12 protein-coding genes and 2 pseudogenes are annotated in these 14,041 nt (G+C 70.5%); 6 read left to right on the forward strand and 8 right to left on the reverse strand.

What is annotated here, in order from left to right:
* Positions 1-453: 453 nt before the first annotated feature.
* The gene (locus ABZT06_RS14255; RefSeq protein WP_355739830.1) at positions 454-1,014 is read right to left on the reverse strand and encodes a hypothetical protein; all 561 of its coding nucleotides are present in this window, start codon (positions 1,012-1,014) and stop codon (positions 454-456) included.
* Between the two features lie 214 nt (positions 1,015-1,228).
* Here ABZT06_RS14255 and ABZT06_RS14260 point away from each other — a divergent pair, with 214 nt between their 5' ends.
* A complete protein-coding gene (locus ABZT06_RS14260) occupies positions 1,229-1,408 on the forward strand; it encodes a hypothetical protein (protein WP_355739834.1) in 180 nt (59 codons plus the stop codon).
* Between the two features lie 191 nt (positions 1,409-1,599).
* Here ABZT06_RS14260 and ABZT06_RS14265 read toward each other — a convergent pair.
* Positions 1,600-1,797 (reverse strand): annotated as a pseudogene (locus ABZT06_RS14265) (alpha/beta hydrolase); the annotation flags it as partial.
* A gap of 247 nt (positions 1,798-2,044) precedes the next feature.
* Between ABZT06_RS14265 and ABZT06_RS14270 the strand changes: the two are divergent.
* A complete protein-coding gene (locus ABZT06_RS14270; protein WP_355739837.1) occupies positions 2,045-2,791 on the forward strand; it encodes a phosphotransferase in 747 nt (248 codons plus the stop codon).
* A 187-nt stretch (positions 2,792-2,978) separates the two neighbouring features.
* Here ABZT06_RS14270 and ABZT06_RS14275 read toward each other — a convergent pair whose 3' ends face one another.
* Both ABZT06_RS14275 and ABZT06_RS14280 read right to left on the reverse strand, forming a co-directional pair.
* Positions 2,979-4,691 (reverse strand): glycosyltransferase, encoded by a 1,713-nt coding sequence (locus ABZT06_RS14275; RefSeq protein ID WP_355739839.1) that lies wholly within the window; start codon positions 4,689-4,691, stop codon positions 2,979-2,981.
* Between the two features lie 627 nt (positions 4,692-5,318).
* A complete protein-coding gene (locus ABZT06_RS14280) occupies positions 5,319-6,554 on the reverse strand; it encodes a glycoside hydrolase family 3 N-terminal domain-containing protein (protein WP_355739842.1) in 1,236 nt (411 codons plus the stop codon).
* Between the two features lie 326 nt (positions 6,555-6,880).
* Between ABZT06_RS14280 and ABZT06_RS14285 the strand changes: the two genes are divergently transcribed.
* Positions 6,881-9,535 (forward strand): glycosyl hydrolase, encoded by a 2,655-nt coding sequence (locus ABZT06_RS14285; RefSeq protein WP_355739844.1) that lies wholly within the window; start codon positions 6,881-6,883, stop codon positions 9,533-9,535.
* Positions 9,536-9,580: 45 nt separating this feature from the next.
* Here the strand turns inward: ABZT06_RS14285 and ABZT06_RS14290 are convergent, their stop codons facing one another.
* Positions 9,581-9,889, reverse strand: coding sequence for an acetyl-CoA synthetase (locus ABZT06_RS14290; RefSeq protein WP_355739847.1), 309 nt, complete (start codon positions 9,887-9,889; stop codon positions 9,581-9,583).
* A gap of 385 nt (positions 9,890-10,274) precedes the next feature.
* Here ABZT06_RS14290 and ABZT06_RS14295 point away from each other — a divergent pair, with 385 nt between their 5' ends.
* Entirely contained in the window at positions 10,275-10,748 is a 474-nt protein-coding gene (locus ABZT06_RS14295; protein ID WP_355740173.1) for an SRPBCC family protein, read from the forward strand.
* Complete coding sequence (locus tag ABZT06_RS14300) at positions 10,748-11,077, forward strand: TfoX/Sxy family protein (RefSeq protein ID WP_355739850.1); 330 nt, start codon at positions 10,748-10,750, stop codon at positions 11,075-11,077. Before ABZT06_RS14295 ends, ABZT06_RS14300 begins: the two co-directional genes overlap by 1 nt.
* Positions 11,078-11,127: 50 nt before the next feature.
* Here the strand turns inward: ABZT06_RS14300 and ABZT06_RS14305 are convergent, their stop codons facing one another.
* The 3 genes and pseudogenes from ABZT06_RS14305 to ABZT06_RS14315 form a co-directional block, all read right to left on the reverse strand.
* Positions 11,128-12,006 (reverse strand): LLM class flavin-dependent oxidoreductase, encoded by an 879-nt coding sequence (locus tag ABZT06_RS14305; protein ID WP_355739853.1) that lies wholly within the window; start codon positions 12,004-12,006, stop codon positions 11,128-11,130.
* 81 nt (positions 12,007-12,087) lie between these two features.
* Positions 12,088-12,441: a hypothetical protein gene (locus tag ABZT06_RS14310; RefSeq protein ID WP_355740199.1), complete on the reverse strand. Its 354-nt coding sequence runs from the start codon at positions 12,439-12,441 to the stop codon at positions 12,088-12,090.
* A 104-nt stretch (positions 12,442-12,545) separates the two neighbouring features.
* A pseudogene (locus tag ABZT06_RS14315) lies at positions 12,546-12,695 on the reverse strand (TetR/AcrR family transcriptional regulator); the annotation flags it as partial.
* A 105-nt stretch (positions 12,696-12,800) separates the two neighbouring features.
* On the opposite strand from ABZT06_RS14315, the gene ABZT06_RS14320 reads away from it, so the two are divergent.
* Positions 12,801-14,018 carry a DUF5597 domain-containing protein gene (locus ABZT06_RS14320; RefSeq protein WP_355739856.1) on the forward strand — a complete coding sequence of 406 codons (1,218 nt, stop codon included), beginning with the start codon at positions 12,801-12,803 and terminating at the stop codon, positions 14,016-14,018.
* The last annotated feature ends 23 nt before the right edge of the window (positions 14,019-14,041 follow it).

Here is a 14,041-nt window from a genome sequence, read left to right on the forward strand (position 1 = left end):
CGAGCCATCCCTCGTCCAGGCAGTATGGAATCACATCAACGCGGTTATCCGACAAGTACATGGCCCCGATCGAGGGAGGCGCGCTCACCCGATGCGGGCGCATCGGTCAGCGCCGGCGTACCACCCCGGTGCCGGATGCGTTGCAGCGGCATGGACCAAACATCCAGCACGACGGGATGCCTCCTGCCCCTTGGGAGACACCGCCTCCCCTATGCCGAACTCACGGACACGTACGGCATGAACGCGCCGATCTACACCGCCCTGGTGGCCGAGTGGTGGGCGCGGGGGCGCATAGTGCCCGGTCGGCACGATGCCCTGTGGGCCACCCCGGCCGCCCCACCCGCGACCGGGACGCCTGACGGTAGGGAATCTGGAATCGGCACCGTGGGCTGGGAGCGCGTTGACCTCTTGTGACCCGGCGCAGGCTGAGCACTCCGCCGGGCGCGCAGGCCGTCAGCCCCGCCTACGACCCGTGTCCGCAGTGCCCCATCCGCGCAGAGCTCGCGTACGGGCTCGGGCCTCGACGGCTGCGGTGTGGGCGTCAGGGCGGAGGGAGGACGCCGGGTTGAGCAGCGTGGCGAGCATGCCGGTGGCTTCCTGGAGGGCGACTTCCACGGCCGCCGGGGCGTACAGGGTGCCGCTGCCGTCGGGCGGTACGAGCCAGCGGAGGGAGCCGGTGGCCCGCTGGAGCGCCGGGACGGCGATCCACGCGCCGCGGCCGGCGTAGCGGACGCCGTCACCGACCCAGCGGCTGCGCGGATCCGGCGGCAGGAAGAAGCCCACCCGGTGGGAGACGAAGTCGGCGAGGGTGGGGCCGGGCTCCTGCCGCGGCGAGCGCAGCAGCACGTCGAGGGCGAACAGGCCCAGTTCCTCCGGCACGCTCAGCACGTCCCAGAACCGGCCGGCGGCCAGCACCGCGGTGCCGGAGTCCGATTGCCATGCCCGCTTGCAGTCCCGGGGGTCGGTCGCGGCGGCGGCGAGCCACTCCACTGCTTGCTGCGCCTGGTTCCTCAAGGACTCTCCTGTGCGGGGCGGCGTGCGGGTGGACCGGAACCTCTGACAGAGCGCAAGATCGTGCGAATTTCCGGTGGCGTGACCGGAATGCGCGGTGCCCATGCTGGTGCATATTTCTACGTGGCGGAAGGGGTGGCGCACCATGGCGCTTTGCTCTGGCGCGACCGATCGCGGGTTGTCGGAGCGCGCTGAGGCTGTCGGAGAGGCAGGCCTGTTGACGAGGTTCAGGGTCCGCGAACGGTTCACCCGTCTTCGCGCGTGGAAGTGCCGGGTGGCCTGGTGTGGATGGCCCACGGCGCGCGACCCGCTGGCTTCACTGGTACGGACGGCGCAACGCCTCGACTACGGCGCGGGCTGGTCCAGCGAGGCCGATGACGAGGACGAGCAGCCGTGAGTTGCCACACCGCAGCAGGGGAAAACCAACTGCCCGCCTGTCGTCCCTGCGGTCCGCGAGTCGTCGGTGTGGCCGGCGTGGACCAACGGTAGGCGCCGGCCGGAACGTTGCCGTGAGCGAGGGCGGTCAGCAGGCCGGCGCACGAAGGAGCGCCTGCGTCGAGACCGGACACACGCGGCACCCGCCGTCCTCTATCCGAGCATGAGCATCGCGTCGGCCACCTCGCCGACCGCCGCATCGGGGATCGCGGTGGCGGCCTCCTCGAGGATGAGCAACCGGGCCCGGGGGATCTCGCGGGCGATCGCCTCGCCATTGCCGACGGGGAAGAAGGGGTTGCGGCGGCCGTGGACGACGAGCGTGGGGACGTCGATCTAGGGCAGGCGCTCGCGCGTCCTGCCAGCCGGGAAGGTTTAGTTCGCCGTCGCGAAGCTGCCACGCCGACTGCCCGGCCGGACGGCGGTCCGGCAACGACCCGCAGCTGCTGCGACCGCTTCATTCGGCCAACCGTCGCGGCCGAGGTCGTCCGCAGACCCCTGCCCCGACGGGACCGCGAGGCAGGCGGGACGCGGTCGGCAGCGTCATCGCACGTGAGAAACCCGGCGACGTCGGCGGTCCTCCCCGGGATACTGGGCCCCCATGGATGAGGTCGAAGTCGTCGTCGCCCATTCCGAACGCGCGACCCTGCGCGTCGGCGACGTGTTCCTGAAGGTGGACGCCGATCAGGCGCGCATCGACGTCGAGGTGGAGGCGATGTCCCTCGCGCCGGTCCCGACCCCAAAGATCCTGTGGCGCAAGCCGCCCGTGCTCGCGACCGCCGCACTCCCGGGGACGACGCTCGGGCGCCTCGGCGGGCCGGCGACCGGGTCACCCACAGCGTGGGCCGCGGCGGGCGCCGCCATCCGGGAACTGCACGACGCGCCCCTGCCGCCCAGGCCCGGGCGAGCCGGCCGGAGCATCGTCGCGCTGGCGGCGGAACTCGACGACGAGTGCGAGGCGCTAGTGACGAACGGCCTCCTGCCCGCCGACCTGGTCACCCGCAACCGCCAGGTCTCCGAGGCCGCGCTCCGGCCGTGGACTCCGGCGTTCACACACGGCGACCTGCAGATCGCGCACGTCTTCGTCGACGGCGACGAGGTGACGGGCATCATCGACTGGTCCGAGGCGGGCCAGGGAGATGCCCTGTACGACCTCGCCACCTTCACACTCGGACACGAGGAGCACCTCGACGACGTCATCGCCGGCTACGGCACCGACATCGACCTCGACGTGATCCACGCGTGGTGGTCGCTGCGAAGTCTGCTGATCGTTCGCCCACTGATGGAACAGGGCTTCGACCCCTTCGCGCCGGGCTGCGAGGTCGACGTGCTGAGGTCCCGGATGTGAGGCTGCGCGGGTCCGGTACTGCTGCGGATGCGTTCTGAGGCATCGAGCCGACAAGTGGCGGCCCAGCCGAGGGTGACGCACGCGCGCGTCGAAGCCCAGTTCACGGTAAGACTTCCACACCACGGCAGAACGGCTTTCCAAACAGGGGGTCGCCGGAACACCGTCTCCTTCTGCCGTTTGTCTCTTCTCAACCGCCGCTCCAGGGGTCCGCCCTGCGCGCCAGCTTCTTCGCCTTCCCCCGTACGTCCGGGGGGAGACGGTGCAGAACCGTACGGGCCGCCCGGCGGATGGGTGGGACCGACGTGGTGCGCAGGTAGATGCGGTGCGGGAGCGTGGCCTGGCCCGGTGGGCGGACGGAGAGGCGGAGTTGGCCGGCCGCGCCACCCCATGCCGGAATAACCAACCGGGGTGGGGTGCCCACCCTGACCGCGCCGAAGCCTAGACCGAGGCCTGCGCCGAGCCCGAGGTCCGGACTGGCACCGCGCGTCGTGTCGTCGCTGCGTGTCACCCTCGCCCTGCGGCCCACGCCCAGGAGTTGGGCACTCGCCCAAACCACGTGCGTGCCTGGTTCCATCGCCCGGCCACCGGCCAGGGTGAGGGGGTCGATGGACGTTTCGCCGGTGAGTACGACGCGGTGGCGGCGACCGCCGAGCGGTTGTGTGCACGGGGTCAGGTCGGCGTCCGGATACCACCACAGGTCCCGGGCCGTGTCGCGGACCAGGAGTTCTCCGTGGGCGTGGCCGAGGGGGTGGGGGGCCTCCCAGCCCTCGGCGCCCTCGATGCCGGCCAGCAGGTCGGGGTCGAGGAGCATACGGCCGTAGCGTTCGACGAGGGTGAGAGGTTCACCGTCGGCGCGGCGCATGCCGATCGTGGTGGTGACGTGGAGTTTTCCGTCGCGCCAGCGGATGTCGTCGACGCTGACTTCAGGCCTGATGCCCCTGGTGCGTCGGGCGAGTTCGACGAGCGAGTCCAGATGGCCGTCCTCCAGCAGGTGGGCCCGGAGCCGGGTCAGGGCGGGGAGGCCGTCGCGGACACCGGACGGGTATGCCTCGAGGGCCATACGGCGGACGACGTCGAAGTGGCGTTCGAGGTCTTTGCCCGTGCGCTGGAGGATGCGGGGTTCGTTCACCGGGCGGAGGAGTTCGACGCGGTAGGAGCGGCGCAGCAGGTGGTTCTGCAGGGGGCCGGGCCGGGTGTCGTGCTTGATGGCCTCGACGACCGTGCGCAGGTGACCGTAGTAGTCCTCCGGGGTGGTGCCGCGGCTGCTGTTGTTGCCGCCGTCGTCCCGGCGGTTCCATATGTAGCAGGGGTGGTCGGCGAGGATCGAGACCGTCTTGGCGAGTACGTAGGCGCGGACCATGAAGAGTTGGTCCTCCAGCCGCACCCGGCCCTCGGGGAACCTGAGGTCGTGGGCGAGCAGGAAGTCGCGCCGGAACATCTTGTGCGGGGTGAGGCTCTCCATGAGAGGCGCGTCCTCGACCGTGCAGCGCTCCACGGTGCGTTTGAAGACGTTGCTGGGGCCCTGCATGGTGCCGATGACCTTGCCCAGAACGATGTCGGAGCCGTTGCGGGTGGCCAGCTTGTGCAGGTGCTCCAGGGCCGCAGGGGTCAACTCGTCGTCCTGGTCGACGAATTGGACGTACTCGCCGCGGGCTTCCCGGATGCCGACGTTGCGGGGTCTGCCGGGCCAGCCGGAGTTCTCCTGGTGGATCACGCGCACATGCGGGTGCTTGTCGGCCAGCTCGTCGAGGCGCTGCGCGGAGTCGTCTGTCGAGCCGTCGTCGACGTAGATGACCTCGTACGAGTCCTCCCCCAGGGTCTGGCGTAAAAGTGACGGCGCGCATATGTCGATGTATCGACCCGCGTTGTACACGGGCACCACGATGCTCACCTTGAGCATGAACGCTCCCCCTAAACGGAGACAACGCGTCTCCTGTTGTTCTTTGGACGTTCAGACTCTGGCAAAGGTTGTCTCATGCGAAGAAATCAGACGGCGGCCTCCGGAAATCGCTTTCACCTGCGGCGCGGCACGGTGGCCGGGTTCTGGAGGTGCCGAGGGAACTGGGGCGGGCAGTTGCCGCACTGACAGAAGGGCCGTGATGCACAGACCGTCGGCTTGCCTGATCGCCTGGGCATCCTCCTCGTCCTGCTCGCCACGGCCCAAGAAGGCCCGTTGGCCATCAGGTCGGTCTCCTGCGGTGTCTCCCCAGCGCTCATCGCGACACTGGGCGGACCGTCGCCCACGCACAGGCCACCGAGAGCAGAAGGTTCGACTTCGCCGCGATCCGGACCGCCCCTACGCTGCCCTGTCGGCGCTGGACGCGATCGACGCTCTCGAAGTTCGGAGGGGATGGCCAGGCGATGCCCCTGCCCGCCGCGCAAGGCCTCGGCAGATCACCGCCCGCGTGCCAGTCCACTCCCCCGGGGACGCCGCCCGCGCTTCCACCCTCAGTTGGTGAACTGTCCGACGCCCTGGCCCAGTTCCCGTCCGACGGACACCCCTGAAGGGCCGTCTGCCGCCCTGGCGTCAGCCGCAGCCGAGCAGTCCGGCACCGGCCTTGGCCGTGAGCACCCGGTGGACGGCGACGCCGACCTTGGTGCGGAAGGAGGCGTCGTTCGCCGTACGGGACTTGATCGCCTGCACCATGGCAGGCACCGTGGACGGCTTGACCGTGAGGACCATGTCACCGCCGGCGGCGAGGAAGTTCACCGCCCGCTGCCCCGGGGTGTAGGCCTGGACCGCGACGGCCTGGCCGAGGTCGTCGGAGATGACCACTCCCTTGAAACCCTCCTGGGCGCGCAGCAGTTTGCCGATCACGATCGAGGAGAAAGCCGCCGGATGCCTCGGGTCGATCTGGGTGTACGTCGCCGACGAGACCATCACGAACGGCGATCCTGCCTTGATCCCGCTGGTGAACGGCTCGAGGCTCGCGCTGGCGGCGGTGGTCACCTGGTCGACGACGTTCGCCGTGGTGTCGGTGTTGCCGATCACGCGGCCCAGCCCGGGAAAGTGTTTGAGGGTGGTCATGACCCCCGCCTCACGGAAGCCCGCGGCGAAGGCACCGCTGTGCGAGGTCACCACGGCGGGTGTGTGGCCGAACTCGCGGTGATAACGCCCGATGGGACCGTTGCGGGTGCCCAGGCTCGCGGGCACCACGTCCGCGACCGGCGCGAGATCGAGGTCGACCCCGGCCGCCTTGAGCTGCCGGGCCCAGCCCTCGGCACGGTCGCGCAGCGTCGTGGTGCTCCAGGTGCCCTGGGTCAGCGCGGCGGGGATGGCCGAGAATCCGGGGCCGCTGAGCACCTGGACCTGGCCGCCTTCCTGGTCGGTCGCCACGATCAGCCCGACCTTCCGCCCGGCGACCGTGTCCTGCTGGCCCCGCACCCCGTCGACCACGCGCTTCGTCGCGCTGATCCCGGCGGAACTGCGGCCTGTCAGCATGACGGACCCCACGTGGTAGGTGCGCAGCGTGCGCAGGTCCGTGGCGCTGGGGCCGGTGGCGGGGACGCCGCCCATGAGGAGCTGTCCCACCCGTTGTGCCGCGGTCATCTTCGCGTACGTCTCGTCGGCGCAGGTACGGGCAGCGACCGCGGAACCGGCGACGCGCGCACCGGATGTCGCGCGCGGAGCGGTCGACACGGCGACGCCGGGCGCCGCGCAGTCGGCGCATGTGGTCGCGACCAGCAGCGACGCGCCGAGTCCGACACCGGCACGCACAGCAAGGGGACGACCGCCCGCACGCGGTCGGGCGCATAGGGCCATGGTGAGCTCCTGATCCACTCGGGGTGCGGGGTCCGGGCCTGCTCGGCACGACGATCCCACGGCCGTCACAAACGCTACGCCGAACGGATACGGCGCGCGCGCCGTACGACGGCTGCCCCGCACGGGCACTGCGGGACCGGTGTCGTCACCACCCGAGACTCACCCTCGCTCGCCATGTGCCAAAAAACTTCGCACCGGCGGGGCTCCACAGCTGTACGTCAGTGGCAGGTTCCGGTCAAAGGTTGGCCAAACTCCCGGATGCCGTGTCCCGCCCGTGGTCGGGTCGCCAGCGACGGCTGTATACACCGCCCGTTTGGGAGGACCTGGTGTCAGCACCAACCCGTAAGAGACGATGGCTCACGATCTGTGCCATCACCGCAACCGCCGGACTCATCGCGATCCCCGCGAGCGCCGCGCCCGGCCGACACGGCAGCAGCCCCTTCGGAGCCCGCACACTCGACCAACTCGCCGCTGAGCGAACGCAGTCGGTGGGCGCCATGAGCCCCAAGGTGAAGGAGGACGACGGCGACGACGGCAACGAGGCCGACGAGATCGCCGAGGGTGCGGACCAGTACGCCGAGGCCCGCACCTCGCCCGGCATCGTCGCCCCGGGCGCGTACGGGGCCGCATGGACCAGCCTCACCAAACTGGCCGGCACCGGCGGCAGTTGGCACAACGTCACCGACCTGCCGTACAACTCCGACGACTCGCGCTACCGTGACATCGACTCCAACTCCAGCGGCGGCTCGGGCAATGTCACCGGCCGGATGGCCGCGGTGGCCGCCGACGACGGCGGGTACGTGTACGCGGGCAGTGCGGGCGGCGGGGTGTGGCGGTCCCGTGGCGGCGGCGGGCACTGGCAGCCCATCAGCGACCGGCTTCCCTCACAGTCCACCGGCGCGCTGGCCCTCGACGGCGGCGGGCGGCTGTGGCTGGGCACCGGTGAGGCGACCACCAACGCTGACGCCTACCTCGGCAGCGGCGTCTACGTCCTGACCGACCCGCACCACGGCACGTTCTCCACCCGCAGCCGGGTCGGTGGCCACGAACTGGAGTCCACCACCGTCCACGAGCTGCGGTTCGGCGGTGGCAAGGTGTGGGCGGCGACCAGCGAGGGCGTGTGGAGCCACTCCACGAAGAAGCTCAGCGGGGCCTGGAAGCTGGAGTACGCGCCCAACCCCGATTACCTGCCCGGTGGTTCGAAGGCCGGCGACCCCGCGGCCGCGTACAAGAACATCACCAACGACATCGCGATCGACCCGAAGAACCCCTCCAAGGTCGTTCTCGCGGTCGGCTGGCGCAGCGGTGACGACTACAACGGCTTCTACACCAAGGTGAACGGCGCCTGGACCCGGATCACCAGCGGCTTCGGCGACCTGCCCACCGACGCGGACAACGTCGGCAGCCTCACCTTCGCCCGCTCCGCCGACGGTTCGCGCTACTACGCCATCGACCAGTCGCCGGAGCAGCTGAACACCAATCCGGACAGCGGCCTGGAGGGCATCTTCGTCTCCAAGTCGGGCTCTCCCAGCGGCCCTTGGACGAAGATCGCCGACTACCAGGGCCTGGCCGCCTCCGGCTCGGCACTGACCTCTCCGGGCTACATGCCCGGCGTGCAGGCCTGGTACAACCAGTTCCTCAGCGTCGACCCGGCCGACCCCGAGCACGTGTACGCGGGTCTGGAGGAGGTGTACGAGACCAAGGACGGCGGCACCAGCTGGTCGACCGTCGGGCCGTACTGGAACTTCGGCTTCTCCTGCTGGAACATCGACCCCGCCAAGCAGACCGGTGACTGCAACCCGACCACGCACTCCGACCAGCACGGCGTCGCGATCGGCCGCTATCACGGCAAGAGTTTCGTGTACGTCGGCAACGACGGAGGCGTCTACAAGCGCCCGGTCAACGGTTCCCAGGACTCCTCCGGTCACGCCACCGACTGGACCTCGCTCAACGACGGCACGATCGACACCCTCCAGTACTACTCGGTCGGTGTCGGCAAGGACCTGGACCACGGCGGCGTCTCCGTCACCGGCGGTCTGCAGGACAACGGCCAGTCCGTCCTGCGCAGCAATGACAAGGTCATGGGCTCCAACTTCGGCGGCGACGGCGGCGACACCCTCACCGACCCCGCCGACGGCTGCAACATCGCCGAGGAGTACGTCTACCTCTCCATCCAGGTGACCCAGAACTGCGCCGTCAACGACGGCAGTTGGATCACCGACCCGAGCAAGGCCACGTCGTACAACGTCGCCCCGCCCGACAACGCCACCGGCGAGGCACGCTTCATCGCCCCGCTCGCGGCCGACGCGAAGAACAGCTCGACCTGGATCGCCGGCGGCCGCCATGTCTGGGTGCAGACCCACGGCTACGCCATCCGCAGTGGTGACGAGTGGAAGAGCGTGTACGACCTCGGCGAAGGCCACACCGCGACCGCCGTCGCCGCTTCGGGCGGCAAGGTGTACGCGGCCTGGTGCGGGCCCTGCAACAACCAGGGCTTCGCCCGCGGCATCTCCGTCGGGAACGCCGACGGCACCGGATGGCACGACATCGCCCTGCCGGCCACCGGCGCGGACGGCACCGTACCCAACCGCTACCTCAGCGGCTTCGCCATCGACCCGAAGAACGCCGACCACGTCTACCTCACGGTCAACGGGTTCTCGCGGCAGTGGACCGAGGGCCCGGGTGCCGGCGTCGGCCATGTCTTCGAGTCCAAGGACGGCGGGACCACCTGGAAGGACATCTCGAAGAACCTTCCCGACGTGCCGGCCGACTCCGCGGTCGTCACACCGAACGGCGGCCTCGCCGTGGGCACCGACCTCGGTGTCGTCTATCGCGCGCCCGGCCGCACGAGTTGGCAGCGCGTCGGCTCGCTCCCGGCCGTCGCCGTGCTCCAGGTGAAGCTGAGCCCCGACGGTCGCACGCTGTACGCGGCCACCCACGGCCGCGGTATCTACACGATCAAGGTGCGGGACTGCGACTGAGGCACCATCGGCGTCGCGGTGAAGGGGTGATCCCGGTTTCCGGGGTCACCCCGCCGTCGTGTGCGGCACCACGTTCACCTGCAGGGTGAAGGCCACGCCGCCCGCACCCGCCAGGTCCGGTTCCTTCGCCAGGGCGGTGATGTCGGCGGTGCCACCGCGCGTGCCCGCGCACCGCAGCACGGCCCTCGCGGCGCCGTCCGCCTCCAGGTGCCAGCCGGACGGCTGGACGAAGGCCGGCGCGGAGCTGCGTAGGGCGGTCCACCGCTTGCCGTCCGAGCGAGGGCGCAGGACGAGCGACACCACGGCCCCGGGCCGCACACACATCTGCCGCCGGACCGGATCATCCGGTGACACGGTGAGATCCACATGCCCGGTGGCACACCTCTTCGGCGCGGAGGGCGCCGAGGGCAAGGGGGACGACGCGGACGGGCTCCGCCCGGTCGAGCTCGCGGTCGGCTCCGTGGACGGGCTCGCAACGGTCGCCTCGGATGTAGCCGTCGACGGCGGCTCGGAGCTGTTCTCGGACGGCCCTCCCGACGATCCACCGCACGCCACCAGAACCACCACCCCCGCCATCACCCACCCCACGGCCCACCGTCGCATCCGCGCACCTCCCGACCAGGCTCCCGTGCACACCAGGATGCCTCACCCGGCACACCCCACGTGGCGCGCACCCGGCGCCGATCGCGGCCATGCTGGGAACGACGGAGCACCGGGCCAGGGGCACGAGGCGGTGACGATGACCATCGACGTGACGGTACGGCGAGAGATCCCGCTGCCTCCCGAGCGGGTGGCCGAGTACGCCATGGACTGGCGCCACGACGCCGAGTGGACGCAGGGCATCCGTACGGCGGAACTGACCCGGCCGACGGACGGCGGGGGCTTCGGGACGGGCGCCGAGGTCACCCGGACGGCGCGCTTCCTCGGCCGGCGCATCGACTACGTCCTGCGTGTGGCTGCGTACGAACCGCCGAAGCTGCTGGACATGATCTCCGTGGCCGCCCCCATGCCGATGCACGTGACCTACTCCTTCGAGACGCACCCGCGCGGCACGCTCGCGGCCATCCGGGTCCGAGGCGGTCCCGGCGGCCTTCTGCGCCTGGCAGGACCCCTGCTCGCCCGTCAGGTCCGCTCCTCCCTCACCAAGGATCTGCGCGACCTCGAACGCAGACTGCTCGAACGCAGACTCCCCGAGCGGCGAGGAGACCTCTGATGGCGTACGACGAAGGACTCGCCGAACGCATCCGCCAATACCTCGGCGCGGATCCCGGCGTCACCGAGAAGCGCATGTTCGGCGGCATCGCCTTCCTGTGCCAGGGCAACATGGCCGTCGGCGTGACCGGCGGCGACCTCATGGTCCGTGTCGGCCCCGACGCCACCGACGCGGCCCTCGCCCGACCCGGCACACGGCTCTTCGACATGACCGGCCGCCCGATGCGCGGCTGGGTCGTGGTCGCCGGTTCCGCCGTGACGGAGGACGAGTCCCTGGGAGCGTGGATCGACGAGGGACGCGCGTTCGCAGCGAGCCTGCCACCCAAGTAGCGGCACTGGCCGCCGCAGTGCGCGACGGACCAGTGACACGACGGGCGACTTCAGTCCTGCCGTCCGACCGCCTCCAGTACGGCCTTCAGCTGCCGCAGCGGATCCGGACCGGCGATGCGCAGTACGACCGTGTCCGCGCCGGCCGTCGCGAGTTCGCGGATGTGCTCGGCGGCCTGTGAGGCGGGACCCGAGACGGTGAACACCTCGTGTGGCGGGCGGCCGAGCCAGGCGCCGTGGCCCTCGATGTGCGGGTGCAGGGCCTGGGCCACCTCGTCGGAGTCGTCACCGATGCAGGCGAAGGCGAACACCATCAGGGCGTGGTCGGACCCGGCGCCGCCCTTATTGGTCAGCGCGCGTGCGTGCTCCAGGTCGCGCGGGCCGTGGCCCTCCGTGATCACGGTGCCGTCCGCGACCCGTCCGGACAGTTCCAGGGAGCGGGAGCGCACCACACCCGCGACCACCTTCGGCACCTCGGCCGGAGGGTGCGTCAACTCGACGCCGTCCAGACGGACTTCACGACCCGCCAGCTGCACCCGCTCTCCGCGCAACAGCGCACGGACCGAAGTGATCGTCTCCTCGAGCAGGGCCAGCGGGGAACGCGCCGCGGCACCCACCTGGGCCATCCACTCCTGCACCCCGTGCCCGATCCCGGCCACCAGCCGCCCGGGGAAGACCCGTGCCAGCGTGGCCAGTTCCATGGCCAGGAGCGCCGGGCTGCGCAAAGGGGCGGGGGCGATGCCGATACCCACTCTGATGCGTTCCGTGGCGCCGAGGGCCACGGCAGCCGCCGACACCCCACCGTTCCACCCGAGGTCCTCCACCACCCACAGGTCGTCCACACCGAGCGCCTCGGCCTGCCGCGCGAACCCGGGCAGCCCCTCCGGAGCCCAGTCGCGGTCGTACATCACACCGATCCGTACGTTCGTCATACGCCGGAACCTATGCGGAGCTGGCAACTGCTTCAACGGTGTATCCAGGCACGGGAGTTCAGCCACCTCAACCGGCGGCGTTCACGGGGTTCGGCCGAGCTGTGTTCGGAGGCCCTTGCTCAAGGCGGCGACGAGGTCGAACGCCGGATCGATCAGCCACTGCAGCTGGAGTCCGTCCCAGAGCGCGACGAAGGCGTAGGCAGCCTTCGCGGCCTCGATGTCCGCCGGCAGGCGCCCCTGGGCGATGTCGGACCGGAAGCCGTTCTCGACGAGGGTCCGGACCCGGTCGTACCGCTCGACGAACCAGGCATGGGCCGGGTGGGAGGCGGACGACGCCTCGGACGACATGACCGCCAGCAGTCGCAGCGCCTCCGGTCGCGCGAGGTTGCGCTCGGCCAGGGGGACGACCGCGTCGATGAGACCGTGATGCAGCAAGTCCCTTTCAAGACCTCCTGTTCGCGTTTGTCCGCGTTCTCGAGCGCCGCGATCAGCAGCGTCTCCTTGGTGGGGAAGTGATGCCGCAGGCTGGTGAAGCTCAGGTCGAGGTCGCGGGCGATCTCCCGCAGTGAGCCCCCGTGATAGCCGGTGACGGCGAAGGCCCGCTCGGCGGCGTCGACGATCTCGGCCTTGCGCCGTGCGGTGTTCGCGTACGGACCACGCCGCCCGGTCGTCCCTGCAAGGTCACCCATGATCCATCCGGTTCCCGCGCTGCGTGCTCGACGACGGGAGCGTGACCGAGACCCTGCCCCTCCTTCTCGCCCGGCGACCTCGACCTGGCCGCGTTCCGCCGTCTGATGGAGTACGTCGAGGAGATCGACGCAGAAGACCGCACCGTGCTCATGGTGCAGATCGAGAACGAGGTCGGACTGCTCGGCGCCTCCCGCGACCGGTCCCGGCAGGCGCAGCAGGCCTTCGCCCGGCCCGTTCCCGAGAACCTCCGCGATGTCGTGCTGTCCTCGCGGGACGCGGCGGCCGTACCCGCGGACGTGTGCTGGAGCGACCTGCCGGGCGATCCCTCGACACGCGACGAGTCGGTCATGGCCTGGGCACTCGCGAGCCACATCGAGAAGCTGGCGAGGGCGGGCCGGGCCGTCTCCCCCGTGCCCTTCTTCATCAACGCCTGGCTGGACAGCGAGATCGACCTCGACATCCCGGGCTTCGCGGTCGCCGGGGGCCAGGTCCCGGGCACCTTTCCCTGCGGAGGGCCGCTGCCACGCGTGGCCGGCGTCTGGCGAACGATCGCGGCCACGGTCGATCTGTTCGCCCCCGACTTCTACTTCAGCCTGCCCCAGACGGTGTTGGGCGACTTCCTGGCCATGTCGGACGGTCTCTTCATACCGGAGATGCGCCGTGACGCGGCGGGTGCCGGGCACGCGCTGCTCGCGATCGGCGAGTACCACGCTCTGGGCGTCTCGCCGTTCGGCACGGACTCGGCCGACCTCCCCGAACTCGCCGACCTTTCCGACGTCTACGACCTCCTCCGTCAGGCCGAGTCCGCGCTGACCCGCGCGGACGCCACACCGGCCGTCACCAGGGGGTTCCACCTCGATGACACAATTCCGCGCATCGAGCTGACCATCGGCTCGGTCGTCCTGACGGTGACCCGGTCGGCCCCCATCGGTGTCGACCCCACGGGCACATACGGTTACGGCATCGTCGTGGCCCAGGAGGAGGACGTCTTCCTCGCGGTCGGCCGAGGTTTCCGCATCGGCTTCACGGCCACGGATCCGGCGTGGCGGAGCGGCCTCGTATCCGTCACCGAGGGGCGTTACGGACCGGACGGCTGGACAGCGGAGCGCCGCCTCAACGGCGACGAGACCGCGGGCGGTACCGCCTGGCTGCATCCGCAGTCCGGGCCGGCTTCCGACAGCCCGTTCCCCATCCCCGCCCACAGCGACCTCGGGTATCTCCCGCTGCCGGATCTACCGCTTCCCCTCTCGAGAAGCACCAGCTCTGAACTGACTGCCGGGCTGCCGACTTCGCGGCGTCTCGTGCAGACACGCGCGACGTAGAGTCCGGTGACGGCCGCACCGGC

The sequence above is a fragment of the Streptomyces sp. NPDC005483 genome (assembly GCF_040606035.1).
GTDB lineage: Bacteria > Actinomycetota > Actinomycetes > Streptomycetales > Streptomycetaceae > Streptomyces.

What these genes read in the sequence shown, in the direction of transcription:
- ABZT06_RS14270 (WP_355739837.1), top strand. Translation starts at nt 2,045, where the DNA reads ATGGATGAGGTCGAAGTCGTCGTCGCCCATTCCGAACGCGCGACCCTG.
- ABZT06_RS14275 (WP_355739839.1), bottom strand. Translation starts at nt 4,691, where the DNA reads ATGCTCAAGGTGAGCATCGTGGTGCCCGTGTACAACGCGGGTCGATAC.
- ABZT06_RS14280 (WP_355739842.1), bottom strand. Translation starts at nt 6,554, where the DNA reads ATGGCCCTATGCGCCCGACCGCGTGCGGGCGGTCGTCCCCTTGCTGTG.
- ABZT06_RS14295 (WP_355740173.1), top strand. Translation starts at nt 10,275, where the DNA reads ATGACCATCGACGTGACGGTACGGCGAGAGATCCCGCTGCCTCCCGAG.
- ABZT06_RS14300 (WP_355739850.1), top strand. Translation starts at nt 10,748, where the DNA reads ATGGCGTACGACGAAGGACTCGCCGAACGCATCCGCCAATACCTCGGC.
- ABZT06_RS14305 (WP_355739853.1), bottom strand. Translation starts at nt 12,006, where the DNA reads ATGACGAACGTACGGATCGGTGTGATGTACGACCGCGACTGGGCTCCG.
- ABZT06_RS14320 (WP_355739856.1), top strand. Translation starts at nt 12,801, where the DNA reads ATGGAGTACGTCGAGGAGATCGACGCAGAAGACCGCACCGTGCTCATG.